The organism is Streptomyces sp. NPDC001970, assembly GCF_053594115.1.
This window is the reverse complement of the sequence record NZ_JBSFDW010000005.1, coordinates 153,548-179,326: the sequence shown is the minus strand read 5'-3', so window position 1 is coordinate 179,326 and position 25,779 is coordinate 153,548. Positions and strand designations below refer to the sequence as shown.

Annotated in this window: 23 protein-coding genes and 5 pseudogenes; 14 read left to right on the top strand and 14 right to left on the bottom strand. The window is 68.0% G+C overall.

What is annotated here, in order from left to right; genetic code table 11:
- Positions 1-1,124: 1,124 nt before the first annotated feature.
- From ACWCP0_RS09015 to ACWCP0_RS09005, 3 genes and pseudogenes are all read left to right on the top strand, one after another.
- Positions 1,125-1,520, top strand: coding sequence for a hypothetical protein (locus tag ACWCP0_RS09015; RefSeq protein WP_451078183.1), 396 nt, complete (start codon positions 1,125-1,127; stop codon positions 1,518-1,520).
- Between the two features lie 161 nt (positions 1,521-1,681).
- Complete coding sequence (locus ACWCP0_RS09010; RefSeq protein ID WP_451078182.1) at positions 1,682-1,903, top strand: hypothetical protein; 222 nt, start codon at positions 1,682-1,684, stop codon at positions 1,901-1,903.
- Positions 1,876-2,056, top strand: a pseudogene (locus ACWCP0_RS09005) (hypothetical protein); the annotation flags it as partial. The gene ACWCP0_RS09010 and the pseudogene ACWCP0_RS09005, both read left to right, overlap by 28 nt.
- Before the next feature lie 207 nt (positions 2,057-2,263).
- Here the strand turns inward: ACWCP0_RS09005 and ACWCP0_RS09000 are convergent.
- Entirely contained in the window at positions 2,264-2,440 is a 177-nt protein-coding gene (locus ACWCP0_RS09000) for a thiazolylpeptide-type bacteriocin (protein ID WP_351225823.1), read from the bottom strand.
- Between the two features lie 353 nt (positions 2,441-2,793).
- On the bottom strand, positions 2,794-4,938 hold the full coding sequence (locus ACWCP0_RS08995; RefSeq protein ID WP_451078181.1) for a SpoIIE family protein phosphatase: 2,145 nt from the start codon (positions 4,936-4,938) through the stop codon (positions 2,794-2,796).
- Positions 4,939-5,236: 298 nt separating this feature from the next.
- On the opposite strand from ACWCP0_RS08995, the gene ACWCP0_RS08990 reads away from it, so the two are divergent.
- The 3 genes from ACWCP0_RS08990 (at position 5,237) to ACWCP0_RS08980 (ending at position 7,018) form a co-directional block, all read left to right on the top strand.
- Positions 5,237-5,734, top strand: a complete 498-nt coding sequence (locus tag ACWCP0_RS08990; protein ID WP_451078297.1) for an aldehyde dehydrogenase family protein — start codon at positions 5,237-5,239, stop codon at positions 5,732-5,734.
- 429 nt (positions 5,735-6,163) lie between these two features.
- Complete coding sequence (locus ACWCP0_RS08985; RefSeq protein ID WP_451078180.1) at positions 6,164-6,499, top strand: hypothetical protein; 336 nt, start codon at positions 6,164-6,166, stop codon at positions 6,497-6,499.
- A gap of 300 nt (positions 6,500-6,799) precedes the next feature.
- Complete coding sequence (locus ACWCP0_RS08980; RefSeq protein ID WP_451078179.1) at positions 6,800-7,018, top strand: hypothetical protein; 219 nt, start codon at positions 6,800-6,802, stop codon at positions 7,016-7,018.
- Positions 7,019-7,039: 21 nt separating this feature from the next.
- On the opposite strand, the pseudogene ACWCP0_RS08975 reads toward ACWCP0_RS08980, so the two are convergent.
- Positions 7,040-8,286 (bottom strand): annotated as a pseudogene (locus ACWCP0_RS08975) (cation:proton antiporter).
- Between the two features lie 4 nt (positions 8,287-8,290).
- Positions 8,291-8,761 carry a cation:proton antiporter regulatory subunit gene (locus tag ACWCP0_RS08970; protein ID WP_451078178.1) on the bottom strand — a complete coding sequence of 157 codons (471 nt, stop codon included), beginning with the start codon at positions 8,759-8,761 and terminating at the stop codon, positions 8,291-8,293.
- A gap of 276 nt (positions 8,762-9,037) precedes the next feature.
- On the opposite strand from ACWCP0_RS08970, the gene ACWCP0_RS08965 reads away from it, so the two are divergent.
- The 3 genes from ACWCP0_RS08965 to ACWCP0_RS08955 all read left to right on the top strand — a co-directional run bounded on the left by ACWCP0_RS08965 (position 9,038) and on the right by ACWCP0_RS08955 (position 11,271).
- Positions 9,038-9,991, top strand: a complete 954-nt coding sequence (locus ACWCP0_RS08965) for a sensor histidine kinase (RefSeq protein WP_451078177.1) — start codon at positions 9,038-9,040, stop codon at positions 9,989-9,991.
- Entirely contained in the window at positions 9,988-10,641 is a 654-nt protein-coding gene (locus tag ACWCP0_RS08960; RefSeq protein WP_451078176.1) for a response regulator, read from the top strand. Before ACWCP0_RS08965 ends, ACWCP0_RS08960 begins: the two co-directional genes overlap by 4 nt.
- A 381-nt stretch (positions 10,642-11,022) precedes the next feature.
- On the top strand, positions 11,023-11,271 hold the full coding sequence (locus ACWCP0_RS08955; protein ID WP_451078175.1) for a PhoD-like phosphatase N-terminal domain-containing protein: 249 nt from the start codon (positions 11,023-11,025) through the stop codon (positions 11,269-11,271).
- A gap of 518 nt (positions 11,272-11,789) precedes the next feature.
- Here the strand turns inward: ACWCP0_RS08955 and ACWCP0_RS08950 are convergent.
- Both ACWCP0_RS08950 and ACWCP0_RS08945 read right to left on the bottom strand, forming a co-directional pair.
- A complete protein-coding gene (locus ACWCP0_RS08950; protein WP_451078174.1) occupies positions 11,790-12,494 on the bottom strand; it encodes a hypothetical protein in 705 nt (234 codons plus the stop codon).
- Positions 12,478-13,617, bottom strand: coding sequence for a DUF4331 family protein (locus ACWCP0_RS08945; protein WP_451078173.1), 1,140 nt, complete (start codon positions 13,615-13,617; stop codon positions 12,478-12,480). The genes ACWCP0_RS08950 and ACWCP0_RS08945 overlap by 17 nt, the downstream gene beginning before the upstream one ends.
- Positions 13,618-14,223: 606 nt before the next feature.
- Between ACWCP0_RS08945 and ACWCP0_RS08940 the strand changes: the two genes are divergently transcribed.
- From ACWCP0_RS08940 to ACWCP0_RS08925, 4 genes and pseudogenes are all read left to right on the top strand, one after another.
- Positions 14,224-14,778, top strand: coding sequence for a hypothetical protein (locus ACWCP0_RS08940; protein WP_451078172.1), 555 nt, complete (start codon positions 14,224-14,226; stop codon positions 14,776-14,778).
- The gene (locus tag ACWCP0_RS08935; protein WP_451078171.1) at positions 14,775-16,106 is read left to right on the top strand and encodes a Dyp-type peroxidase; all 1,332 of its coding nucleotides are present in this window, start codon (positions 14,775-14,777) and stop codon (positions 16,104-16,106) included. Before ACWCP0_RS08940 ends, ACWCP0_RS08935 begins: the two co-directional genes overlap by 4 nt.
- 94 nt (positions 16,107-16,200) lie before the next feature.
- A pseudogene (locus tag ACWCP0_RS08930) lies at positions 16,201-17,109 on the top strand (DUF5996 family protein).
- Between the two features lie 94 nt (positions 17,110-17,203).
- Positions 17,204-17,571, top strand: a pseudogene (locus ACWCP0_RS08925) (iron chelate uptake ABC transporter family permease subunit); the annotation flags it as partial.
- 385 nt (positions 17,572-17,956) lie between these two features.
- Here the strand turns inward: ACWCP0_RS08925 and ACWCP0_RS08920 are convergent.
- From ACWCP0_RS08920 to ACWCP0_RS08905, 4 genes and pseudogenes are all read right to left on the bottom strand, one after another.
- Positions 17,957-18,679 carry a VOC family protein gene (locus tag ACWCP0_RS08920; protein ID WP_451078170.1) on the bottom strand — a complete coding sequence of 241 codons (723 nt, stop codon included), beginning with the start codon at positions 18,677-18,679 and terminating at the stop codon, positions 17,957-17,959.
- 269 nt (positions 18,680-18,948) lie between these two features.
- A complete protein-coding gene (locus tag ACWCP0_RS08915) occupies positions 18,949-19,278 on the bottom strand; it encodes a hypothetical protein (RefSeq protein ID WP_451078169.1) in 330 nt (109 codons plus the stop codon).
- 41 nt (positions 19,279-19,319) lie between these two features.
- Positions 19,320-19,964 carry a DNA alkylation repair protein gene (locus tag ACWCP0_RS08910; RefSeq protein WP_451078296.1) on the bottom strand — a complete coding sequence of 215 codons (645 nt, stop codon included), beginning with the start codon at positions 19,962-19,964 and terminating at the stop codon, positions 19,320-19,322.
- A 415-nt stretch (positions 19,965-20,379) separates the two neighbouring features.
- Positions 20,380-20,816, bottom strand: a pseudogene (locus ACWCP0_RS08905) (3-hydroxyacyl-CoA dehydrogenase family protein); the annotation flags it as partial.
- A gap of 458 nt (positions 20,817-21,274) precedes the next feature.
- On the opposite strand from ACWCP0_RS08905, the gene ACWCP0_RS08900 reads away from it, so the two are divergent.
- Positions 21,275-21,910, top strand: a complete 636-nt coding sequence (locus ACWCP0_RS08900) for a DUF1345 domain-containing protein (protein WP_451078295.1) — start codon at positions 21,275-21,277, stop codon at positions 21,908-21,910.
- A gap of 778 nt (positions 21,911-22,688) precedes the next feature.
- On the opposite strand, the gene ACWCP0_RS08895 is transcribed toward ACWCP0_RS08900, so the two are convergent.
- From ACWCP0_RS08895 to ACWCP0_RS08880, 4 genes are all read right to left on the bottom strand, one after another.
- Positions 22,689-23,057, bottom strand: a complete 369-nt coding sequence (locus ACWCP0_RS08895) for a hypothetical protein (protein ID WP_451078168.1) — start codon at positions 23,055-23,057, stop codon at positions 22,689-22,691.
- A 160-nt stretch (positions 23,058-23,217) separates the two neighbouring features.
- The gene (locus ACWCP0_RS08890; protein ID WP_451078167.1) at positions 23,218-23,763 is read right to left on the bottom strand and encodes a hypothetical protein; all 546 of its coding nucleotides are present in this window, start codon (positions 23,761-23,763) and stop codon (positions 23,218-23,220) included.
- Positions 23,751-24,122, bottom strand: a complete 372-nt coding sequence (locus ACWCP0_RS08885; protein WP_451078166.1) for a hypothetical protein — start codon at positions 24,120-24,122, stop codon at positions 23,751-23,753. Before ACWCP0_RS08885 ends, ACWCP0_RS08890 begins: the two co-directional genes overlap by 13 nt.
- 46 nt (positions 24,123-24,168) lie before the next feature.
- Positions 24,169-25,665, bottom strand: a complete 1,497-nt coding sequence (locus ACWCP0_RS08880) for an IMP dehydrogenase (protein ID WP_451078165.1) — start codon at positions 25,663-25,665, stop codon at positions 24,169-24,171.
- Positions 25,666-25,779 lie beyond the last annotated feature (114 nt).

The following is a 25,779-nucleotide window of genomic DNA, read 5'->3' as shown; positions in this document are numbered from 1 at the left end:
CACCTCCGCCGAGCGCTACCCGGCCTGCTCGACGATCCTTCATCCGTTCCGGTGTGGGACATCGGAGCCTTGAGCCTGCGCCGCGGCGAACCTCACCGACCACGGAGAGGTGTCTCGATCGCCCGCACCGCTCGAGTTCATCGCCGCTCGAGTTCATCGCCGCTCGAGTTCATCACCGTACGAGACCTGAGTCGGGCGTCGGGTCGACGAGCGCCCTCGCCCGCGACGCCGCACTCGCGCAGGTTCCTCGGGGTTTCTGGGGCCGGCACCTGCCTCCCCGCAGGCCGCGGTCCGTTCGGGTGCGTTTACGTGTCGGGCGAGCGTGCACAGCGTGGCACGGAACGCCTCACGCGTCTCCTCGGGCAGGGCTTCGAGCGGCTTCTGCTCAACAAGCCGCACCGGGTTGTGCAGTTGGCCCCCGATCCATGCCGTGCTCGGTGGCAACCATGTGCCGGTTCATGCGATCCGCCGGTCCGTCCTGCGCTCCAGCGGGCCGACTCGTCCCAGGTCGTCCGGAAGGTGGGTCATGACCGTCCGGTCGACGCCCGGGCGTTCGGCGGGGGACCGCCGGCTGTCGTCCTCGCCCCGCACGGCGGCCGCGAGGACGAAATGGCCGCGGGATCAGCCGGGGATCTTGTCGGCAGTCGCTCGACCATCCTTGCCATGGGTGCGAAAGGCCGCGCCGGTGGCGATTTCGAAGCAGCCCTCCAGGCAGGAAGCCTCGGGCCTCGGTCGTGGTGCACCGCTCGTGCGCCGAGAAGTCACGACGAAGACTTTGCCGCTCTCTGTCGCGCGGGCGAGGAGGTGGTTGAGTCGACAGCTCTTGTGGTGCGTCGCGCCGAAAGGTGGGGCCCCTGTCTTGGCCTACTGCCCCTGCGTATGGCGCGTGACCTCTCCGGGATTCGATGGATGAGGCAACCATCACATCCCCTAAATGATTGAAGCTCATCAATCATCTGCTAGGTTCAATGTAAGTGCGATGGCGTGGAGTCGCGAACGGTGAACCAGCATCGCGAACGGAATGACTCCTCGCATGTCTACGAGAACACCGCGCCTTGTGGACGGACCTCACGTGCAGGTTCGTCGTTCGACGCCCAACGGTGGGCGTAGAAGGAGACACAGACATGAACAAGCTGATGCGACGCATGGCCACCTCCACCGCCTCGCTGGCGCTGGCCGGTATCGCCCTGGTCGGCGCCGCGGGCTCGGCGTCCGCGGAGTCGCTTCCCACCGCGCAGGAGCGGCGGGACGCCGGCACCCTCATCACGACCCGGGACGGCGGGCGCGACGTCCGGGACGGAAAGCGTTACGACCGGAACAGCGAGCGCCGCGACTGGGACGGCCGGTGGCGTTGGGACGGCGAGAAGGACGGCCGCGGCTACTGGTACAGCCACGACCGCCACCATCACCACCGCTACGACGGCCAACGCTTCGCCCGCTGGATCGACGGCAAGTGGGTCATCGTGCTGACGGACCGTCGGCACGACTTCGACGACGGGTACTTCGACCAGGCTCGGTAGGGCAGGAAGCACGACCGCCACAAGGCCTGAGCGGCGTCCTGACTGACGGGGGAGCTGAGGACCACGCCGGTGTCACGTCGACGGGCTTCCGTCCACGCGACACCGGCGCGAGCCCGAGGCGCATCCCGGCCGCCGCCAACGTGCAAGTCCCGGAGTGCACCATGCTCACGACCACCATCTTCATGACCATCCAAGGCCTGCAGACCACCGCCGAAGCCGCCGGCACCTGCCGCCACCGCGGCCGACGCGCCAAGGAGCGCCTCACATTCGTCAACCTGCCCGGACAGGGCCGACACCGCCGGATGTTGGACGACGACGTCGTCGTCGCCGTGGAGCGGGCGACGCGGAGTAGCGGCGGATGGGGCTGTACACGGTCAGCATGACCGTTCCCGGCAGGTTGCTGCTGGACTTCGGCTGGTCACGGCAGCGGGCCCTGCCGATGCCGCCGCTGTGGACCGCGCCGCGGGGGGCGGAAAGGCGCGGCGATGTCCTGCCGGAGCCCGGGGGACACAGCCGTTCCGCAACCGTTCCCGTGATGTCCGATGCGGCGCCCGTCGCCTGTGCGAGGGCCGGTTCCAGGCGCAGCCGCACTTGCCGCGGGCCGACGGGTCAGGGGCGGCGCTGAGTGCGGTGGCCCCGGGCTGCTGCGCCCCGCGTCGGCCCTGGCCCGGACGCGGAAGATCCCCTTGTGCGACGGGGACGCACAAGGGGATGCGGTCCGGATGTCCGGACGTCCTGGCGGATCAGGCGCTGCAGGAGGTGGTGCTGGTGGTGCTGGAGCAGGTCGAGGTCGACGAGCAGGACGTCGAACCGGCCAGGACGACCTCGGCGGCGTCGGAGTAGTCCGAGATCTCGAAGGTCTCCGACTCCAGCTCCAGGATCTCGTCGGCAAGGGTGGCGAGCTCGGGCTTCGTGGCCATGGCTTCTCCCTGGGTACCGGGGCCCACCGGCGGTTCCGGCAGGGCTCCCTCGTGGAGCCATTGCAGTCGCACGTCCTCTCACCTCACCTCGGCTTTCACTGACACCCCGCTGACATCTGCTGTCAGTCGGGCGCCGAAGGACTGTCGTACCCGCCGTGCAGGCCGGTGCGGTACCCCGATCCGGGCCGGGACCGCCTGACCGGCCTGCTTGCCCGTTCCTCCGTTTCCGTGCAGGAGGCGTACGGAATGCTGTCCGAGGCGCTGGTCCCGGCCCGGCCCCTGACGATGCCGTCGTTCTGGTCGCCCGCACGCGCCCGAGCAGTGGATCAATCGGGCTGTCACCAGGAAGTTCGTCACTCACGGAAGCCCGTTTCGCCGGTCTGTCCTGGAGTTGCCTGAATGAGGAGCAGGGCGATGTCGTCGTTGCACGGTGTCGGGCGGCCGCTGTAGTGGATGAGGGTGTCGGCGAGGTCGTCCATGGTCGGTTCTTCGGCGTGGGCGAGCTGTCGGGCGAGGGCGGCGGTGGCGTCGTCGATGTCGGCGCCGGGGGTTTCGACGAGGCCGTCGGTGTAAAGGGCGAGGACCGTGCCCGGGCGGAAAGGGATGTCGGTGGCGGGATAGGTGGCGTTCGCGTCAATGCCCAGCAGCAGGCCGGGCGGCAGGCGGAGGATCTCGGTGTGGCCGTCGGGGTGGCGCAGCAGTGGAGGGGGATGCCCGGCGGTGGCCAGGCAGGCGTGATGGTGGGCCAGGTCGAGTTGGGCGATCAGGCAGCTGGTGAACAGTCCTGGGTCGAGGTCGATCATGAGACGGTTTGTGCGGGCGAGAACTTCGCCGGGGGGTGTGCCGAGGGTGGCATGGGCGTGGACGGCGGTGCGGACCTGGCCCATGAGAGCGGCGGCCGTCACGTTGTGCCCTTGGACGTCGCCGATGGCTGCGGAAGCGGTGGCTGCATCGCATCGAATGAGGTCGTAGAAGTCGCCGCCGACATCCATGCCTTGGCGGGCGGGGAGATAGCGCGCAGCCACGTCGAGGCCTGGGACGCTGGGCAGGGCCTTGGGGAGCAGGCCGGTCTGGAGGGTGTGGGCAAGTTGGTGTGTGGCGTCGTAGAGACGTGCCCGGTCCATGGCCTGGGCGATGAGACCTGCCAGGGAGATCAGGACAGCGCGTTCGGCCGGTGGGAAGGGGCGGGGCTGGTCGTAGGAGAGCACGAGGGCTCCGACAGGGCGTCCGGAGGCGATCAGTGGCAGGAAGGCCCAGGCGTTCCTGGAGCCGTAGCGGACAGCGCCTGGGTAGGCACGCTGGAAGTCCTGGAAGCTGGTGAAGAAGCTTGGTAGGCCAGTGGTCAAGGCGTGGGTGGGCGGGGTGTCGGCGGTCAGGGGAGCGCCGTCGTATCGGCCCAGGAACTCGGAGCTGTAGCCGCTGTGGCCGACGAGCCGCAGTCGGCCTTCGTCGTTCATCATCAGGGCGAGTCCCTGGGGGCCGAAAGCGGGCACGAGCTGGTCGGCAACCAGATCGGCCACATCGTTGACACCGACGGCCTCGGTGAGGGTCGCCGCCAGGTGCATCAATGAGTGGTGTCCGGTGGAATCGCCTGGCTCCGTTGGGGAACGCCCGAGAGCGGCGGGTGTCTCCTGCCCAGCGGGACGGGCAGTGATGTGGAGGCTGATGCCGGAAGTGCCCGGATAGAGGTGGAAGGTCAGCCAATGATCCGGTGGGCGCAGTGCCGTGAAGGAGGTCGGTCGACGGCTGAGCACAGCGGCGCGGCAGCGCTCCTCGAAGACCGGGCCCTGTAGCCACATCAGGGTCTCCCACGGCCGGGTGCCTATCAGATCGGCGGCACCGGCGCCGACCAGATCGGCCGCGGCAGCGTTGTAGAAGGTGATCCGGCCGTCCAGGTCGACAGCACAGCAGCCCACGGGCAATCGTTCGACGAACGCCACCACCTCCGGGGTCTCGGCCCACCCCGTCGTGCGGGAGCGGGCCGGGTGCACGATCTGGGGTTCGGAGGCAGGCAACAGCGGATTGCCCTGGTCGGATGCCTGCTGCAGGAGGACGCCCGTGTCATGGCAGAAGGCGTCGATCGCCTCGTGCTCGCGCGGGCGCAACTGCGGCGGATGCCACATGGGCCACAGGAACACGACCCCGCCCGAGACGGTCGTACCACCCGTGAACGGAGCAGCGGCCAGCATGAAGTCGTACGGAAGCGCGAGCCTCATCTTGGGATAGCGACTTGCCATCTCGTCCTGGCTTCCCACCCACACCAGCCGGTGCTCGCGCATGGCGTCGGTCAGCGGCGTGGAGGCGTCCGTCGCGACCCGGGTCCAGGGCGCGGCGATACGCCAGGAGCCCCCGGAAACCATCGCCAGGCGCACCACGTGCCCGCCCGGGGGGAGGAGGTATATCGCGCCCACCGAGGCACCGACATCCTGCATCACACGCCGAAAAGGGCCCACGAGCCGCTCCAGCCCGTCGGCGACGGCAGCAGTGGGCTGCTCCATGAGGGTTCCCCCTCTCCTGTGCTCTCAGGTCGCTCGCGCGCGGGCGTCGACCCCCCTGCCTGCAGCACCTGACCGGCTCCGTCGGCGACGCAACCCCAAATTATCCATATATGGGAGAAAGTGCTCACCCGTATGCCGATGGTGGTGCCTGAGGCCGGACGGCCGGGCCCGGGCATGGATCCCGCGCGCAGGACATCGGCGAGCTGCTGACGGACCCTCCCGGGCCAGGGCGGTGGGGAAACGATCAGGGTGATCGTGGGAAGCGGTCGGCCCGGCGTTCCGTCACCCGGCAGACCGTATTCGCATCGTCACGGGCCGCGGCCGGACCGTCGGCGACACCCTGACGTCGCACCCCGACGTCGCCAAGGTCGGCTTCACCGGATCGACAGCGGTCGGACAGCAGATCATGCGGAACGCCGCCGACACCTTCAAGCGCCTGACACTCGAGTTCGGCGGCAAGAGTCCGAGCATCCTGCTCGACGACGCCGACATCCCCTCCGCCGTCTCCGCGTCGCTCGCCTCCGGATTCCTGAACAACGGCCAGACGTGCTTCGCCGGGACCCGGATCCTCGCGCCGGAGAGCAGGCTCGACGAGGTCGTCGAAGCCATCGAGTCCGCGATGCCCGCGTTCAAGGCCGGTGACCCGCAGGACCCGGCGACGGGCGTCGGCCCCGTGGTCAGCCAGACGCAGTTCGACCGCGTCCAGAGCTACATCCGGCTCGGCCGGGAGGAGGGCGCGCAGCTGGGTGATGCCCCACACGCAGGGACGAATGGTCACTCGGCCGGCAGAGATTGAGGCCCCAGCCCGAAGTCGGCCCGTGTCCCAGGGCTCCGACGGAGGGGCGGTCGGCCGTGGAGTCGATCGGCCGCAGGGCCGCAGGTGCCGGATGCGCCGGCGTCGGCGTTGTAGGGGCGGTATCCGCCATCCCTCGCCCTGTGGCGCTGGGGGGATACCGCCCCGGCGGACACGGTGACACTCCGCATCCGGTGACCGCTACCCCGTCCCTTGGGAGCGGCCCCCTGCACATCCATGCCCCTGACATGGTGCAGGTGTCTGCAGGCCTGGTCGGCGTGCATCGCAACATTGAATATAGACGATGATTTATGACTCTCAAGAATTTTCGAGATGTGATCGTCGTCTCGCTCGGATAGCCTCGGCAGCCGGTCGACCGGGGCGTCACGCCTCCAGCATGGCCAGGCACGCCTCCCACAGAAGGTCCGCGTCGTGAGGGCCTGCGCCGTGGAGCCCGGCCCTCTGCGCACCGACTTCCTCGATGGCTCGTCCCTGCACCGTGCCGGGTCCGTCATCGATGACTACGCGGACAGCTCCGGTGCCTCCAGGACCTGGGCCGACGCCTCCAACCACGCTCAGGCGGGCAACCCCGTCAAGGCGGCTCAGGCCGTGATCGCCGCAGTGGACGGCTCGTCCCTGCCCATTCGCCTGCCCCTCGGAGCGACCACCGTTCACGACATCGAGGCCAAGCTGTCCGCCACGGGGGACGTACTGGACACGTGTCGGGACGTTGCCCAGTCCATCGACGACCTGCCCGTCACTGCCTGACCCCCGGGACGCCCATCACCTTGGACAGAGTGTCCAACGAGTCTGGGCTCTCTTTTGCCGAGGGTGCCGGAGGGCGCGCCTGGCGTTCCGGCTCGATGCCGGAGCGAGCCTCCTGGGGCACCACGGCGCGCCCGTTCCGCCCGCCCGGCCTCGTCGGGCGGGAAACCGCCGGACGACGCCGTTGCGGAGCAACTCGCCGTCTGTACGGCCCTTCGGCCGACCGAGCGACTCACCCGGACGCCGTCGTGCGAGCGGCGAAGGAGACGGATTGATCGGCAACACACGTGAAGGGGATACTCAATGACCGACTATGGCCATGAGCTCTTGTTCGGCACGATCATCACGCCTATCGCGCACGACCCGACACATGCCGTGGCGCTGGCGGAGTTCACGGAAGCCGCCGGTCTGGATGTGGCCACGTTTCAGAACCATCCCTACAACTCTGACTTCCTCGACACGGTCTCCGCCGAGGTGGACGGCCAAGGCGGCGAGCAGCGAGACAGTGTCATGGGGCGGTGAGCGCCGCCCTCGCGTCGTCGCTCACAGCCGACCGGCCGTGTCGTCGGCCGCCGGCTCCAGCGCCTCTGCCGAAGGAGTCGCGCCGCCCGCTGACGGCGCCGTGGCGGCCTTGCCGCGGCGTCCGCTCAGGCGCAGGGCGATCGGTTCGGTGTAGCGGGCGGTGAGCGGACCGACGATCACCAGTACCAGGACGTAGGCGGTTGCCAGCGGACCGAGGGCGGGCTCGATGCCGGCGGTGACGGCGAGCCCGGCGATGACGATGGAGAACTCGCCCCGGGCCACGAGCGCGCCGCCGGCCCGCCATCGGCCCTTGGCGGAAATCCCGGCACGTTTCGCGGCCCAGTAGCCGGTGGCGATCTTCGTCAGCGCGGTGACCACCGCGAGCGCCAGGGCGGGCAGGATGACGGGCGGGATGGATGCGGGATCGGTGTGCAGGCCGAAGAAGACGAAGAACACCGCCGCGAAAAGGTCCCGTAGTGGGCTGAGCAGGTTGTGCGCGCCTTCGGCGACCTCCCCGGACAGGGCTATGCCCACCAGGAACGCGCCCACCGCGGCGGAGACTTGGAGCTGCTGCGCGATCCCTGCCACGAGGAGGGTCAGACCCAGGACGACCAGCAGCAGTTTCTCGGGGTCGTCGCTGGAGACGAAACGGGAGATCACCCGCCCGTAGCGCAGGGCGACGAACAGCACCGCCCCGGCGACCGCGAGAGCGACCGCCAGCGTGGCACTGCCCGCGGCGAGGCTGACGCCGGCCAGCAGGGCGTGACGATCGGCAGATAGACGGCCATCGCCAGGTCCTCGAGGACCAGGACGCTCAGGATCACCGGGGTCTCGCGATTGCCGAGCCGCCCCAGATCGCCGAGCACCTTGGCGATGACGCCGGAGGACGAGATCCAGGTGACGCCGGCCAGCACCACGACGGCCACCGGTCCCCACCCCAGCAGCAAGGCCATGGCGGCCCCGGGGAGGGCGTTGAGGGCGAAGTCGACCAGTCCGGCCGGGTACTGGGTCTTGAGGTTGGAGACCAGGTCGCTGGCGGTGTACTCCAGCCCCAGCATCAGCAGCAGCAGGATGACGCCGATCTCGGCGCCGATCGCCACGAACTCCTCGCTCGCCCCCAGCGGCAGCAGCCCGCCCTTGCCGAAGGCGAGACCGGCCAGCAGGTACAGCGGGATGGGCGAGAACCGGAAGCGTCCGGCGAAGCGACCCAGCAGGCCAAGACCGAGGATGATCGCACCGAACTCGATCAGGAAGACGGCGGAGTGCACGCGTTCAGTCCCGTCCGAGTATCGCAGCGGCGGCAGCGACGCCCTCGCGGGTGCCGATGACGATCAGCGTGTCCCCGCCGGCCAGCCGGAAGTCCGGAGTCGGCGACGGGATCGCGTCCGCCCGGCGCAGCACGGCGACGATGGACGCGCCGGTCTCCGTCCGTATGCGCGTCTCGCCCAGTACCCGGCCGTTCCAATGTGAGTGGACGGACAGTTCGATGCGCTCGGCGACCAGGCCCAGGTCGGTGGTGTGCAGCACGTTGGGGCTGTGGTGGGCCGGCATGAGCGCGTCGATGAGCGAGGCCGACTCCGGACCCGTGAGATGAAGCGAATGCGCGCAGGCATCAGGGTCGTCGCTGCGGTACACGTTCACGGTACGTGTGCCGTCCCGGTGTGCGATCACCGACAGATGACGGCGCTCTCGCGTGGTCAGGTCGTACTGGACACCGATGCCGGGCAGCGGTGTGGTGCTCATGCGCGGAGCAGGCACAGCCTGTCCCCTCCTGGTTCTCCGACGTTGTTCGACCGCGCGGCGGCGGACCGGGCAGGGATCGGCCGCGGGCACGACCATCCATGGTGCCACCTGTCGGTAGTGCCGGAAATGGGTGTTGTCACGGATGGACAGTGGACCGGGACAGCGGTCAGGCTGAGGCGGGGAGTTGGGTTCCGTCGCAGGTCAGGGCACGCATGTGGTCGGCTGAAGAGGCAGCGGCGATAGTGGTGGTGGGAGCCCACCGAGAAAGGCGAGTGCATGTCGCTGTACTGGCGGATCTTCCTCCTCAACGCCGCCGTGCTGGTGGTCGCGGTGCTGCTGCTGCTCGGCCCGGTCACGGTGTCCACCCCCGTGCTGCTCGGTGAAGCGCTGGTCCTGGGCGCCGGACTCGCGGCCATGCTGATCGCCAACGCGGTGCTGCTGAGGATCGGACTCGCACCACTGCAACGCCTGACCCGGGCCATGGCGACGGCGGATCTGCTCAGGCCGGGCAGCCGGCCGGCCGTCACAGGCCACGGCGAGATCGCTGCGCTGACGAAGACGTTCAATGCCATGCTCGACCGGCTCGAGGCCGAGCGGGCCACCAGCAGCGGCCGTGTGCTGTCCGCGCAGGAGGCGGAACGCCGGCGCATCGCGCAGGAGCTCCACGACGAGATCGGGCAGACCCTCACTGCGGTCCTCCTGCAGCTCAAGCATGCAGCCGACCACGCCCCTCAGCCGGTGCGCGAGGATCTCCGCCAGGTGCAGGAGACCACCCGTGCCAGCCTGGACGAGATCCGGCGCATCGCTCGCCGGCTGCGACCCGGCGTACTGGAGGAACTCGGCCTGCACAGCGCACTTCGTGCCCTGGCCGCGGAATTCACCACTCCCGGCCTCAGCGTGCACTGCTCCATCGGCCCGGGCCTGCCCCCGTTGGACCATGCGACCGAGCTCGTCTTCTACCGGGTGGCCCAGGAAGGACTGACCAACACCGCCCGCCACTCCGGTGCGAGCCAGGTGGAAATGGAGCTGCGTATCCTGTCCCGATGCGGCGTGGGACTGATCGTCCGCGACAACGGCAAAGGGCTGGGGCAGGCGGCCGAAGGCGCCGGTATTCGCGGCATGCGTGAACGCGCTCTCCTGATCGGAGCCGAGTTGTCCGTCGGCCCGGGCGGCGCCGGGGGCACGGAGGTACGTCTGGACGTCACCGACACGAAGGGGAACGCCCGATGACCGCACCGGCTCGCATCCTGCTTGCCGACGATCACGCCCTGGTGCGCCATGGGGTGAGGCTCATTCTCGACAACGAACCCGACCTCACCGTGGTGGCCGAGGCCGACGACGGCGCCGAAGCCGTCGCCCAGGCCCGCAGCACGGACATCGACCTGGCCATCCTCGACATCGCCATGCCCCGTCGGACCGGACTGCAGGCAGCCCGCGAGCTTTCGCGCCTCCGCCCGGACCTCCACATTCTGATCCTGACGATGTACGACAACGAGCAGTACTTCTTCGAGGCCCTCAAGGCAGGCGCGAGCGGCTACGTCCTCAAGTCCGTCGCCGACCGCGACCTCGTCGCAGCCTGCCGCGCCGCCGTCCGCGACGAACCCTTCATCTACCCCGGTGCCGAGAGCACCCTGATCCGCAAGTACCTCGACCTCGCCCGCAGCGGCGACCCCTTGCCCGCCCGCCCCGTCACCGAACGCGAGGAAGAGATCCTCAAACTGGTCGCCGAAGGCCACACCTCGAAGGAGACCGGCGACATCCTCGTCATCAGCGCCAAGACGGTCGAACGCCACCGCGCGAACCTGCTCCAGAAACTCGGGCTGCGCGACCGCCTCGAACTCACCCGCTACGCCATCCGCGTCGGACTGATCGAACCATGACGGCGAACCCACGCACCCGTGGACGGCTCAGATCCGGCCCTTGGGGAGAGTGACCGCCCCCTCACCGCCGTGGCATGGAGGCTCCGCCGCCCCAACTGTCGGTGCGGGCGGATAGCTTGCCCCCTGACGCGAACCGGCCATCCACCCCGGAGGCACTCCCTCGCAAGGGCAACGACCCTCCTGTAAGCGGGGACCCCGGCGTACACGACAGCTCCGGGGCGGACCACTGCTCTGGCCTGCCGACGAGCCCTGGCCGTACCGCGCCTGGCCCGGCCACTGGACGTACGGACCTGACTTCGGGGCGGATCGCACGCCGGAGGCGGTGCCCATGGTGCCGGTGCCGGGTGTCCACCTTGTCGCCCGGGATGTGCCCCCAGGCGGTTGGCTTCGCCAACGGCGCCGTTCACGCTCGGCGTTGCCTCCGGCGACCCCGACCACCACAGCGTCGTCCTCTGGACGCGACTCGCCCCCGACCCGCTCAACGCCGAGACCGGTGGCATGCCCGTGCGAAGAAGGCCCACCACGACGGCGAGTAAAGCCCGTCCCTCACACCGGGCCGACCCCCTTGCCGATGATCCTGGCAACGCCGGAGGCGAGGGGATTCCCCTTGTCAGCATTCGACGCGGCTGAGACGGTGCCTGGCCGAGCGGCCCTACGACCTGCGGCAGGCCGGGCGGCTTGTGGTTGCGCTCCGATGTGGGTCCGGCGAACCGGCCAGAGCATCCAGATCCTCCTCCGGCACCAGGCCAAGTTCCTCGACGGAATCCAGGACCACGCGAACCGCCTCATCAAGCAGTCCCTGCAGGAGTGGGACTGCGTCGGCAGGGGCGCGACGCCTTCATCTCGTACCTCCAGAAGAAGCCGAGCTTCTGCGGCGAGGCGCTCACCAGCAGATTCTTCGTCTGCTGGTGGTACGCGTGTGGCACGTCGCCGACCAGTGCAAATAGCGCCTCGCGACACTCGAAGTGGATCGCCGGCCCGGGAATGGGCCGGAACTGCTGAATCTCTTCGACCTCAACGATCTGCTGCGGCGACTGGTGGTCGGCGCGCGTCCTCCGCGACCGCGGACAAGTTGATTGCGGCCTCGGCACACTCCGCAGCCATGCCTTGATCCTGGAAGCTGTCTAGTGATCCATCCGCGTGGGCCGTCATTCGGTGAGGGCCCGAAGGGCCCGTGCATGGGCGGGCACGTATGCGAGTACGGCTCGATATGCCATCACCGCCCGGTCATGTTGTCCGGCGTGCTGGAGTGCGTGCCCCCAGTTGTAGAGGATGGCGGTCAGGGGGAGCGGAGAGGGGCTTGTGTATCTCCCGAGGGCTATGCCGAAAGCGTCCCGCGCGTGCTCGTCGTTTCCCATCGACACGTGCAGGCACGCGATGCGTGCCATCTGCTGCGGCTGGGTGTGGGCGCTGCCGTGTGCCAGGCGGAGCCTGAGGGCGGTCGGGCCGTGCCCGCACGCCTCGAGCACGTCGGCGCGTTCCTCGGCGACGGCCTCGGTCGCCGCGCCATGGTGCGTGGCCAGTGCGAGGGCCTGCACCGTCTCAGCGAAACGGTGGGTGGTCGTGGTCACGTGGGCGCGGGTGATCCAGGCAGTGGGGTCTGCGGGGGTGCGGCCGATGAGTTCGGTCGTGATGCGGTCGGCGGCGGTCAGATCGCGTACGTCGGAGGTGGTGCTGTGGCGTGCGAGCAGCGCGTTGGTGAGCCGTGCTCCCACATCCGTGCGGCCTGACTGCGCGTAGTGCTGGGCGAGGCCCACTATCTGGGCGTCCAGATTGGCGAGCGCGATCGTCGAGGACGTACACAGCGGCAGGCGCCATCCGTCGAAGTCTGGGCGTTCAGTCTGCGGGGTCAAGAATCGCTCCGGCATTCAATGCGGGTGGGTTGGGGTTGGCCTCGGCCAGGTAGGGGAAGGCGTGCGTCGCGGGGATGACGGCGGCGTCCACTCCGTCGTGGACCGGCCTGCCGTGCCAGCCGCCGACTATCACCGAATAGAGAATGTCGATGACGTCTTCGTTCAGCCAACGGCCGCCACAGGTTTTGTGGGCCTGACCGGTGAGGGCGCCGCGCTCGATGTCGAGGTATCCGTGTTCGCCGAAGGGCCTCGTGGTGTCCAGGACCAGGTGGTCGTGGAGAAGCGTCTCGGTGAGCGGGTGGTGGTGATCGTCGGTGAACGGCCAGGCGATGGCGTCATCCAGCTGATCGAACATGGCGAGATTCGCGTCGAGTCGGGCGCGGTAGAAGGCTGCGGATTCCGGTGGGACGTCGAAGGGGTCGTCCAGGTTGTACAGGTCGCGCAGATCGACGGTCGCGTTCACGGTGTCGTTTCCGTTGACCGACAGCAGCACGTTCTTCGCTTCGGGTCGGCCGATGCGCTCGAAACGTGCGGCCGGTCTTCCCTGGCTGAGGGACTCTCCGGTGGCGGCCCACAGCGCGGAGCGGTCGGCGCCGAGGACGGCGTCCGCGTCGAGTTCGAGGACGATGCTCAGCACGTTCTGTCCCTCGACGGCGTCCACGCCGGGAGAGGTGAAGGCGAGTCGGCGGGTGGCGCGTGTGCGGACCTCGCTCTTGACGTCCATGAAGAAAGGGTCTCGGCGCAGCCCGGCGAAAACGCTCACTTCGGGCCCGTATACGGCGCCCTGCTCCCCGGTGCGGAAAGCGACCGTGCGGTCGGTGCCGTAGCTGAGCACGCCACCCTGGTCACCAGTGTCTGGTTCGATGTCCGTGAAGGTGACGTCGAACGCGACGGCATCCTCACCGCGGGCCCGGACCACCGCGTCGGGGCCGATGTCTGCGGGCGCAAGCCGCATTCGGTAGAGGACGGCGTCGGAGAAGGCCGCTCCTGGCTGCGCCCCGGGGAACACGTTGAGTACCACGGCCAGCCGACCTGGCACCTCGGGCACGGGGAAGAAGTACAAGTCGGTCAGGTCGATGACCGGGTCCTGCACCGCGCGCAGGCTGGACAGGTGGTCGGACACGGCATGGCCTCCTTCGGGTACGGCACTTCCCGGCACGGTCTCCACCCGCAGCGCGTACTGCGAGAAACGGCAGTACGACCGAGGCGGACCGGCCGACTGTCTGCCTGACCGAGTACCGACAAGCTGCTGCGCGGTCTCGTCCACCCGATCACCGTCCCCACGGCGTCGATCACCGTTACCGCAGAGTCGGGCTTCCCGGGACGGTTCCGTGGTTTTACGACGGCCTGGAGAGTGCAGTTCACCGGGCTCACCTCAGCGGTCGGATCGTGAGTAGGCCGGAAGCGAGTCGGCAGGAGTCGCCTCCGGCGCGAGGGCGGTCGATCGGCTCGAGGCCGCCCGTGGCCGTCGCGCCGGTTCTGGATCCGTGTGTCGTGTTCATGGTCCGCTCCTTCCGGCCGGCGGGACCCCCGCCAGGTCTATGAGAACGACGCTAGGAGCGGAGAGCGGCATGGCCACTGGGCGCAGGACACCAAAATCGGGTGGATATTGGTATCAAAGGCCCAATCACTCGACAGTGCCGACGCGCCAGCCTCGAAGGAGGGCTGAGGCGCACGACGCCCGGCCCAGGCCCTCCATGCAGGGCTTCTTCTGAAGGAGGTAATTACCTTGTTCGATGAAAGCACCTACGACCCGATCTCGCCTCACGTCACTGCCGGGGACATCGGCCGGTACACGCAGGAGTCCCGGCGGCAGACCGAGGGGGCGGGCAACCGGGTCGGCAACCGAGCGGAATTCACGCTGGTCGCTCCGGTGATTCAGCCGACCGGTCCGTCCGTCTTCCGCGAACGGGCGAAAAAGGCGCAGATCGAGGCGCCCTATTGGGAGGGCCGGCTCGGTACTGTCCACGACCTGCGCGTCTGCTTGATCAACAACGATCAGCAGCTGCTCTTCGCTGCCACATACAGCGACGAGTTCATGCCGTACGTGCGGGATGTCATTCGCTTCGCGGGCCCGTGGATCGACTACATCTTCACTGACGTCGCGGAGGGCTACCCGGGTGTGAATTCGCCGGACGAGACGCTGCAGTACATCGCGAAATACCAGATCGAAGCAGACATCTGGTATGGCAGTCCGGACCCGGAGGCGACACCCCGCGACATCACGAAGAGCCTGCGGGTGACCAACGCCTTCAACCAGCTGCTCGACACGGTGCAGGAATGAACGACTCAGCCGGGCGCACAGTTCCCACCCTGGAATTCGACGACATCCAGGGCACGTTGCTGCGCCGACGACCCGACGACTACCGCGGCGTGTACCTGCTGTACCGGATCGATGACGCCGGTGCCGCCAAGCGGTCACTTCATGACATCCTGCCGGCGGCGACGAGTGCGGCGGATTGGGAGAGCCCTCGACCTTTCACCCTCAACATCGCAGTTACCTACAGTGGCCTCGAACGGCTGGGAGTTCCGGCGAAGTCGCTCGCTTCGTTCTCGCCGGAGTTTCGCGCGGGTATGGCTGCCCGCAAGAATGTGCTCGGCGACACCGGGGCGAACGACCCGAGCAACTGGGGTCCACCGCTGGGCAGTCGGCACGTCCACATCGGGGTGCTGATCCTCTCGCAGGACGCCGAGGCGCTGGACGAACCGCGCGACGAAGCCAGGCGCCTTGCCGGCGTGAGCCTGATCTATCAACTCGACGTAAGTGTCCCGCGTACCGGACGTGAGCACTTCGGCTTTCGTGACAGCATCGGTGGACCGCACATCCTGGGAAGTACGCACCCGCCACTGCCGGGCCATGACGAGATCCGGCCCGGAGAATTCATCCTCGGCTACCCGGACGAAACAGGAGAGCTGCCTGAGGCGCCGGTGCCCGACGTGCTGGGCCGTAACGGCTCCTATCTCGCGTTCCGGCAACTGCACTCCGACGTCGCGGCGTTCCGCCGATACCTGCGCGACCATGCCAAGTCGTCCGAGGACGAGGAACTGATCGGCGCAAAGATGATCGGCCGCTGGCGCAGCGGTGCGCCGCTCGCCCTGTCACCCGACAAGGACGATCCCGACCTCGCGGCCGACCCGATGCGCAACGACGACTTCCTCTACTACGACGACGATCCGCACGGACAGCGCGTGCCACACGGAGCCCACATCCGGCGCGTCAACCCTCGGGACAGCCTCAAGGACAGCGTGGTCGCGGTCAACAGGCATCGGCTGATCCGGCGCGGCGCCGCCTACGGACCGGTGCTCCCAGACGGCGTACTGGAGGACGACGGGGCGGAGCGCGGCATCATCTTCATCTTCTTGGGAGCGAGCCTTTCCCGGCAGTTCGAGTTCATCCAGCAGGTCTGGATGAACGACGGCGACTTCGTCGGCCTCGGCACCGAGAAGGACCCACTCACCGGCAACCACGACGGCACCGATACATACACCATTCCCGGCAAGCCGGTCCGCCGGCGACTCACCGGGTTGCCACGCTTCGTGACCGTCCGGGGCGGCGAGTACTTCTACCTGCCCAGCATGACCGCAATCGAATGGCTCTCCTCGCTGACCTAGTTCGGCGACACCGGAAGCCGGCGACTGTGAGTTGCGGGAGCGGCAAGGCCCAATGGGAGGCACGATGACCAGGTAGTAGACACAGCAGGTCGGGATCTGGCCACGGCTGCGTGTGGCGGACTGGGCCGAGACCCGAGACACACTGCACATGTGGACCCAGATCGTCGGCAAGATCCGGTTGGCCCACGCCTCCATGATCAACCACTGGTGGCAGGTCGCCTTCTACGTCACGCCGCGGGGTTGACCACTTCCGCGATCCCGTACCGGACTGGCGCATTCGACATCGAGTTCGACTTCGTCGACCACCGGCTACGCATTCGTGTCAGTGACGGAAGCCGGCGTGAGCTGGCGTTGGAGCCCAAACCGGTGGCCCAGTTCTACGCCGAGACCATGGGCGCGCTGGGAGAGCTGGGCATTGAGACGCGCATTCACCCGCGGCCGAACGAGGTGGACGCGGCGATCCCGTTCGCGGACGACTACCGGCACGCCTCCTACGACCCGCACGCCGCGCGGCTGTTCTGGGGCCAACTGCTGCAGGCGAGCCGGGTGTTCGGGGAGTTCCGCTCCCATTTCGTCGGCAAGGACAGCCCCGTGCATCTGTTCTGGGGGTCGATGGACCTGACCTGCACCCGCTTCTCCGGGCGTCCCGCGCCACCGCATCCCCCCGGCGGTGTCCCCAACGTGCCGGACTGGGTGACAAAGGAGGCGTACTCGGTTGAGTTGTTCAGCTGCGGGTTCTGGCCCGGAGGCGGTGAGGAGGGCGGGTTCTACGCATACGCCTATCCCGAACCAGCCGGCTTCGCCGACTGTCCGCCCTGCAGAGGCGTCATACCAGCGGGAAAGCGGTGAGTTCGTGCTGCCCTATGAGGCGGTTGTCGCCGCCGCCGATCCGGACCGGGTGCTGAGCGAATTTCTGCACAACACCTACGAGGCGACCGCCGAGTTGCGCGGCTGGGACAGGGCGGCGTTGGAGGCCGACCCACACCGCTGGGAACACCGCTAGGAACAGACATGGAGCGTGGTCGTGGGCAGCGGCTCCTCCTTCACCACTGCGGAGTGGGAGGTGCCCGAGGGCAGCCAACTGGTGCTCTACGGCCGTGCTCGCCGTGGGGCTGGTCGTCGCGGTCCTGCGGCGCACGGAACTCGACCTCGTGTCGCTCGATGAGGACACCCCGAGGCTCCTGGGGCTCGATCTGGCACGGGGACGCCTGGGCTTGCTCGTGCTGAGCGTCCTGCTCAGGGCCACCGCCGTCGCCGCCGCGGGCACGATCGGCTTCGTGGGACTCGTGGCACCGCACGCGGCCCGGGCCCTCGTGGGCCGGCAGCACGTCCGGGTGGTGCCGGTCGCGGTGCTCCTCGGTGCGGTCCTCATCTGCACCGCGGACCTGCTCGGCCGCACCGCGATCGCGCCGGCCTGATCGGAACGCCGTACTTCCTCCATCTGCTCGTGCGCAGCCGCCGGTAGGGGCCTCGGGGTCCACCCGCCGGGCGGCGGGTGGTGCGGCGCCCGCTCCGCACCACCGTCCTGGTTGACGGCGGAGATGTTGTCCGCGTCCTGAGGAGTTGAGGGTGATCGGCTTCGGTAATGACCACGTGGCCGCCGGCAACTGCCTCGCCCCATGGGCGGGCTGCCGTCGGGGAAAGGTCAAGATGCAGTGCGCAGGCCCGTCCGGTGTAGTGGAGGAACTGCGGCGGATCCGGACGGCCTGATGGTTTCAGGAGCGAGGGCGAGCCGAATGACCGTGGCGGGGATGCACGCCCGGTGGCTTCTCGGTCCGGCATCATGTTGGTCGCTGCCAGCCGATGATCGCAACGCGCAGGGTCGCCGCGGCCACCCGGACCTGGGCGTGCTATCGGGAAGTCAGGACACGGAACTCGTTGCCATCGGGATCGGCCAACACCACCCAGCTGACCTCGTCCTGGCCGATGTCGATTCGAGTCGCCCCCAGCGAGACGAGACGGTCGACCTCCGCTTGCTGATCACCGTCGACAGGTGGAGCGAGGTCGAAATGCAGGCGGTTCTTCCCTGTCTTCGGCATCAGTGGCGGACCGCCCCACGTGATCTTCGGACCGCCATGCGGCGAGCGGATCGCGGTCTCCTGGTCCTGGTCCCAGACCAACGGCCAGCCCAGCGCCTCGCTCCAGAAGTACCCGACCTCCTGCGAACCGTCGCACGCGAGCGCTCCGATGAATCCGCAGTCGGCAAGGAAGTTGTTGCCCGGCTCGATGATGCAGAACTCATTGCCCTCGGGGTCGGCGAGCACCACATGCCCCTCTTCCGGGCGTTGACCGATGTCGATGTGCCGGGCGCCGAGTCCGAGCGACGTCGCCACCGTCTGCTGCTGGCCCTCGAGGGACGTGCTCGTCAGATCGAAGTGCATCCGGTTCGGGCCGGCCTTCTGCGCCTGGGTAGGGAGAAACCGGATCCGGAACCCGGTGTCATCGCTCGGCAGGAGGGCGATGCCGTCTTGGCGGTCGTCGGCCAACTCCCAGTCCAGGACGCCGGCCCAGAAGCGCGCGAGAAGGAGCGGGTCGTTCGCATGGAAGCAGAGCGCGAGGAGGTGAGCAGTCATCTCGTTCCGCATCTCCGATCTGGTGACTTGTGGCCGCAGACAGGGCACGTCCTCCCTGCCTATGAGGAGCGCAACGCTAAGGCGCTTGTGCCCTGCGGCGCAACGCGAATGAATTCAGTGGGCGACGCTCTCGCGCGAGATCGTGTGCGAGAGCGTCGCCCACCGGTGACTCGGCATTGATCTGCCGCGCCGTCCCTTCGCTCACCTTGCCGGGATGGCGAATTCGACCCACACAGGGAAGTGGTCCGAGATGCGCCATGACAGCTCTGTCAGGGACTGCCCGTCCTGGAGCTGGGGCACGAAGTTGACCTGGCCACCGGCACCGGTCTCCAGGGTGAGAACCGGGCGGTGTTCCTGGCCCTTGGTGACCAGGCGATCTGGTCGTAGAAGTGCTCCGCACCGGGGTCGTCGAAGATGGTGCGGGGCAGTCCGGCCGGCTGAGGCGCGGGGACGAGGCCGGTGGAGGTGAACGCCTCGAAAAGCGGGTCCCCTGCGCGGTCGATGGTGAAGTCGCCCAGCGCGATGAGGTTATGGTTCCAGCCGAACTCCCGATCCGCCCACCCGGCCGGCCACTTGGCGATGGCGCGCAGCTCGGGCACCCGGTCGGTCGCGTCCTCGCCATGGAGGAGTACGAACCTTCCTACTTGTCGCGCTGTCGGCGCACCATCTCGGTGATCCAGATGGGCGCGAACGGAGACGTGCAGCCCGGGGAAGTCGGGTAGTCCTTGAGCACCTCCAGGCGCTCACCGATGTCGATTGCACGGGTGCGGTGCTCGGCGTGCTCGATCCCGATCTGAGCCAGGCAGTGGTTCATCGCCCACTGCAGGCGATCCGGGGCGTCCTTCATCTCCGCCTCGATGACATCGAGCAGTCCTGCGAGGTCGAGGCCCTCGGGCTTCTTCGCCACGCGTTCGGTGGTCAGCGCCCAGCCGGCACTCGCGACCTCTGGATCCGGATCGGCGGACCAGGCCAGACGCAGCTCTTCGGAGTGCGGGTTCTTCTTCACCACGTAGTTCACGAGCCAGTCGTGCACCTTGGGCGTGCGCGCCGCGCGCACCATGACGTCCAACTCGTCACGCTCGAACGCCTTCGGGCGGCAGATCAGGATCGCCAGCAGTCTCGCCGCGGTGTCATCCGTCTCCCAGAGCCGGCACGCGAGTTCCTGCTGCGTCTTCAGCCGCTTCGCGAGCGCGCGCAGCTTGCCGAGGTTCACACCGTGATCGTCACCGTGTTTCTCGTTCACCTCGCGTGTCTTCGGGTCCTCGAGCTCGGCCAGCTCGGCCATCACCTCGGCCACCGTCGTCTCGGTCAGCGTCGACTCGGCCACCTCAGCCTCCTGTCCATCACGTGCGAGATTCAGCCTACGACGGAGGTCGGCCTCCTGTCGTACACACCGGTTCGGCGGCAGCCACCGGCACGAAATCCCGCGTCTTCACAAATTTGCAGCAGTTCTCGGCACTGACCCTCGCCTTCACTCCGAGCAGCCATCCAACTCCTGGCCAACCCGGTGAGGAGAGTGATTGGCTCAGCCGCGCACCACCGGTTCGTCCGGGAGATTCGGGTATCGTTCGTGCGCCTTTTCTGCACGACACAGTCCATGACCTGTCCCAGGTCGGACACCGGCCCCTCAACCGGCGGCCCGACCGGCTCCCTCGGCCCGGGGCGCCCGGGGCCCTCCCGGCCCGCGGCGCACCAGGTCCTCAGTCGCGGTCGTACCTGTGGAACCCGCGGCCCGTCCTGCGGCCCAGCAGCCCCGCCTCCACCATCCGCTGGAGCAGCGGCGGGGGCGCGTACAGCGGTTCCTTGAACTCGTCGTACAGCGAATCGGCGATCGAGGTGACGGTGTCCAGGCCGATCAGGTCGGCCAGTTTCAGGGGGCCCAAGGGGTGGGCGCAGCCCTGTTCCATGCCGGCGTCGGGTCGGCCGCGGTGGCGAAGCCGGACTCGGCCATGCGGACCGCCGCGAGGGGGTAGGGGATGAGCAGGGCGTTGACGACGAAGCCCGCCCGGTCCGTCGAGCGGATCACGGTCTTCCGCAGGACCCTGGTGGCGAAGTCCTCGGCAGCGGCCACCGTCTCCGCCGCTGTGTGCAGGGAAGGCACGACCTCCACCAGCGGCAGTACGGGCACGGGGTGGAACTCCGGATCGCCCTCGGGGTCGGGCCCGGCCCTGGGCTCCAGGCGCTCCTGCTCGCCACTGCTGGCGCTCAAGACTCTCAAGCCTTCCACCATGCGGGCATGAGGTGACCAAACGGCACTTTTGGGCAGATTATGCCCGTTGATCCACGAGCGTCATTCGAGTCTCGACCACCACCAGATCCTCCGCAGGGGTGGGTCGTCGTGCTGCTGGGCTGCACTCTGTGTCACGTGCGGATATCCTGACGCTGTCCTCTTTATTTGCTTTGTCCACCCGTGGTGGCGGCATCGAACTGCTTCTCGGCCAGGACGTGCACTCGGCTGCACGCGGCACGACGCGAGCGGTATCGAGTTGTGCTCCACGACGCACTGACGCTCCTGACGTACACGGACGAGGCCGTGGTCGTCCTGGAAGCCTGACACCCTTCGCCGGGCCATCGAGGCGGTCCCCCATGAGCCCCATGAAGCACTGGTCGGTGATTTCCGCGGTCCCCCGACTCGCCGGTGCGGCGGTGCTCGGAGCGGTGACCGGCGCGGTCGTCGGTGTTCTGACCAGCACACCACTGGGAATCCTCGCCGGTTTCGCCACGGCGGAGACGATCTTCGTCGTGGCGGGGTGGATCGTCCTGTGGCCCATGGACGCCGCCACCACCCATCGCAACGTCCGACGCGAGGAGTTCCGGCCCCTCCTCGAGGAACTCGTCGTCGTCGGGACCGCCGTGTGCGGACTGCTCGGCATCGTGGTGCTGCTCATGGTCAGCGACACGGACCTGAGCCACGCCGCGGCCGCGACGGCGCTCTGCGGCGTGTTCATGGCCTGGGCGGCTCTCCACCTGATGTACGCCACCCGCTACGCACACATCTTCTACCTGCCGCCCAAGGGCGGGATCGACTTCAACACCGACGAAGCGCCGCAGTACAGCGACTTCCTCTACTTCAGTTACAACCTCGGAATGACCTATCAGGTCTCCGACACCGACGTCTCGAGTTCCACGATCCGTGCGGTCGCCCTCCGGCACTGCCTGCTGTCCTATGTCTTCGGCGTCAGCATCCTGGCCACCACGATCAACCTCGTCACCGGAATCGTCACGGGCTGATCCGCGGACGCTCCCACACAGGCATGCGAAGACCGGCCGTCCGCGGCCGGCTGCGCTCCACCTCGGCTCTGCACCAGGCCGACTCATACAGAGGCCCGCAGGGTCCGAAACCCCCGCGTGACGAGCGGCGCGCCGTACGGCGTCTCATGACCCCGACCCACGGCCGATCACGACAGCCGACCCAACCCCTCATCAGGCGCAACCGGGCCGGAGATGCGGCGGCAGGCCGGAACTGGTGCCTGGCCGTCTGCCCCGGGCCTCGATCGCCTTTCGCGCTGAGCCGCCGGGGGCTAGTGTTCATGTGCAGCGAGTGACCCACGAGGAGCTAAGACATGGTCGGTCGTCCGAGCGCGCGTTGGCGTTGTAGGCCGTGATCGGCCTGTCATCGCGTGCTGCCCTTGATGTTGCGGCACAGCGAGCCTTCCCCTGCCTGAATCGCAGGCGCACCTGGTGTGCGCCGGGTGATGGGCCTCGTCGTCGGCAATCCAAGGGATCTTCGTGCTGTCCACTTCCTCTGCTGTATCCGATTCCAGTCGATCTGTTCGGCCAGGTCTGTGGCGGGATCGCGACTTCCGCAGACTCTGGGCCGTGCAGGACGCGCCGCCGGCGGTCGCCCGTTCTGAAGCCCACGAGACGGCCGCCCGCGAGACCAGCAGCCGCCCTCCAGGTGACGTCGAAACTCGTTCACATTGATCACGGATACGGCCTTCACGTGACTCCCGAAGCCGCCACGAAACGATTTCCGCACAAGGTGACACAGCCAACAGGTCCGGGGCCGTCATTCGAAGACGGCTTGGGATCTGGCGAGGGGAACGACGACGGCTGAGCGTCGTGCGGCCTGCTCTCGAAGGGCTGCGTTCTCGGCCAGGAGGACCGCGATGGCGGTGGCGGAGGCGTCGACCTGGCCTTGAAGGCACCGACGTTCCTCTCGGCCCTCCTTGAGCTGGCGGCGGAGGAGCGTCACCTCCGCCGCCTGTTTCTGGTCGCGGAGGTTGGCGGGACTCGCATTGATCTTGGCGTTCCACTCGGCGAGCACGTCGGTGGCTCGGTTCATGGTGGCCCTGCTGACACTGGCCTCGCGCCAGAGATTGTTCTTGGTGAGCTTGCCGTCGGTGCATGCATGAGTGCCTGCGAAGAGCCGGGCCATGGCCTCTCGCAGGGCTTGTTGGGCCTTCGCCGAGACCCCGGGCTGCGGTGTGCTGGTCGTGATCAGTCCATCTTCTTGAGCCCGAGCTCGACGTCGCGGAGCTGTTCGTTGAGCTGTGCTCGGGGGTTCCGGGGGAGTCTCGGGTTGGACAGGAGCCGGGTCAGGGACGCGTGCTCGGCTTTCCAGAGCGGGATGTGAGTTGGGGCGAAGAAGCTGTTGCCGCTGCGTGAGGGGCGGCAGCGGTCCGGCAGCGGACCTCGGTGGCCCTCGGGGAGGATGGCGTCCTCGACGCACTTGGCGCCGACCGGGTGTCGTCGTCCATGGTGCAGTGGTTGAGCTTGCCGAACCGGGTCGTGGATTTCGAGCGTCTGAGCAGGTCGTATTGGACCCGGATGTCGCCCCTTTGAGCCTGTCCGGTGATACGGAGCTCTTCGGCTCGGTGTCTCACGGCGCGGAATGCCTCGCGCATGCGTTCGGCACCGGGCCCGAATCCGGCGTTCTCGCCTTGACTGTCGCGGTCGAAGGGTTCCTTGAGTCGTTCGAAGCGACGCTCGCTGACAGCGTCGTCGTGTTCCTGGGCCCAGGACGATTCCTTCTCCAGGTAGCCCTGGGTAGATCGGTTGGCCAAGGTCCGGGTGGCGACATGCTTGAGCTGCATTTCGACGGCGATCTCAGAGCCAGGGAAGTCTTTGGTCAGTATGGCCATCGTTCGACGGAACATGTGTGGGTCACGTGGCACTTGGGGATCTCCGCGAGGCCCGTGTGGTCTCGGTGACGGTTCACGTGCTTGGTGAAGTTCTCGACGGCCCGCTGGCTCTCGAACGCTGCCTCGGGGTCACGCTCGTTGACCGACCCGAAGACCAGCTCCTCGTGGAGGGACAGCTGCGAGGCGATGTCGATCGCTTTGGCAACCGGCTCGATGATCCACCAGTGCTTGACCGGAAGATCAGCAGCGTCGCCCGGGCGCTTGGTCGACTTCACTGCTGGGTTGCCGAAGTACTCGACCACGGAGCCCTTGACGACGACCCGGACTACTGGCGGGAGGGGGGTATTCCGACCATGCACTATTCCCCTCCGACCAGTAGTCCTCACGTCGGGACTCAGCAGCTTGTCAGGAGACCGTCGCCGGGGTGTCCCGCAGGGTGACGTTGGCGTGGCTCTCCTGGAAGCTCTGGTCTGAAACGAGGGTCAGCCTGGCCGTGGACTGGAACTCCGGCAGGGTAGTGGAGCCGCAGGAGACCATCGTGGTCTTGAGCTTGGCAATGGTCAGGGCGAGCCCTTCGTTGAGGTCGCCGGCGTAGGGGACGTAGCCGTCCACGCCTTCCTCGAAGACCAGCCCCTGGCCTCCCTGGCCGTAGCGCTGCCAGTTGCGGGCCCGGTTCGAGCCCTCACCCCAGTACTCCTTCACGAAGCCGTCGCGGGTGGGCAGCTTCGCGCCGGCTGCCTGGTCGAAGCGTGCGAAGTAACGCCCCATCATGACGAAGTCGGCCCCCATCGCCAGCGCCAGGGCCACGTGGTAGTCGTGTACCAGTCCACCATCGGAGCAGATCGGTACGTACTCGCCGGTGCGTTCGCGGAAGGGGTCCCGGGCCGCCGCGACGTCCAGCACAGCGCTGGCCTGGCCGCGGCCGATGCCCTTCTGGTCCCGCGTGATGCAGATGGAGCCGCCGCCCACCCCGACCTTGACGAAGTCCGCTCCCGCCTCGGCGAGAAAGGTGAACGCCTCGCCGTCGACCACGTTGCCGCCGCCGACCGGGATCTCCGGATAGTGCTTCTTCACCCAGGACAGAGCCTGCGCCTGCCAGTCGCTGTAGCCGTCGGACGAGTCGAAGCACAACGCGTCCACGCCTGCCTCCAGCAGGGCCGGGACGCGCTCCTGATAGTCGTGGGTGTTGATACCTGCGCCCACACGCAGACGCTTGGCAGCGTCCACGACCTGGTTCGGGAAGCGCTTGTTGTCCGCGTAGTCGGAACGGAACACCAGATGCTGCAGGTGGCCCTCGGTATCCAGCACCGGGAGGCAGTCCAGCCGTTCGTCCCACAGCCGCGCGTTGGCTTCGGAAAGCGTGATGTCGGGCCCGGCATGGGCCAGGTCGGCGACAGCGGTCATCCGGCCACGGACCGGTCCGTCCAGATCATGACGCTGGGGGTGGAAGTCCCGGGAGGTCACCAGGCCGAGCAGGCGGCCGGTGGCGGTCCCGTCGTGGGTGACCGCGGCGGTGCTGTGACCGGTGCGGCGCATGACATCGACCAGGAGGCTCAGGCTGTCGTCGGGGCGGACGTTGGTGTCGCTGGTGACGAACCCGGCCTTGAAATTCTTCACCTGGCGGACCGCTGCAGCCTGGTCCTGGATCGGCTGGTTGTGGTGCAGGAAGCTGAAACCACCGTTGCGCGCGAGCGCGATCGCGAGATCGGGTGTGCTGACGGCCTGCATGATCGCGGACGTGAACGGGGACTGCAGCTCGATCGCCGACGCCTCGCCCGCGATGTGCCGCACCAGGGGCGTGCGCAAGTCAACCGTCGCAGCCGAGCAGTCGGTCCGAGTCCGGTTCGGCAAGAGCAGAAACTCGTTGAACGTCCGTGAGACTTCGGCGATGATCTGTGCCACTCGTTCCTCCTGACCCGTCGGCCGGGGCCCGACTGCCCCGCCGTGAGGATCGCCCCCGTATCCCAGGGCCCGGGCAGGCAGAGATCGGCACGGCAGCCGTGGAGGTGCCACCAA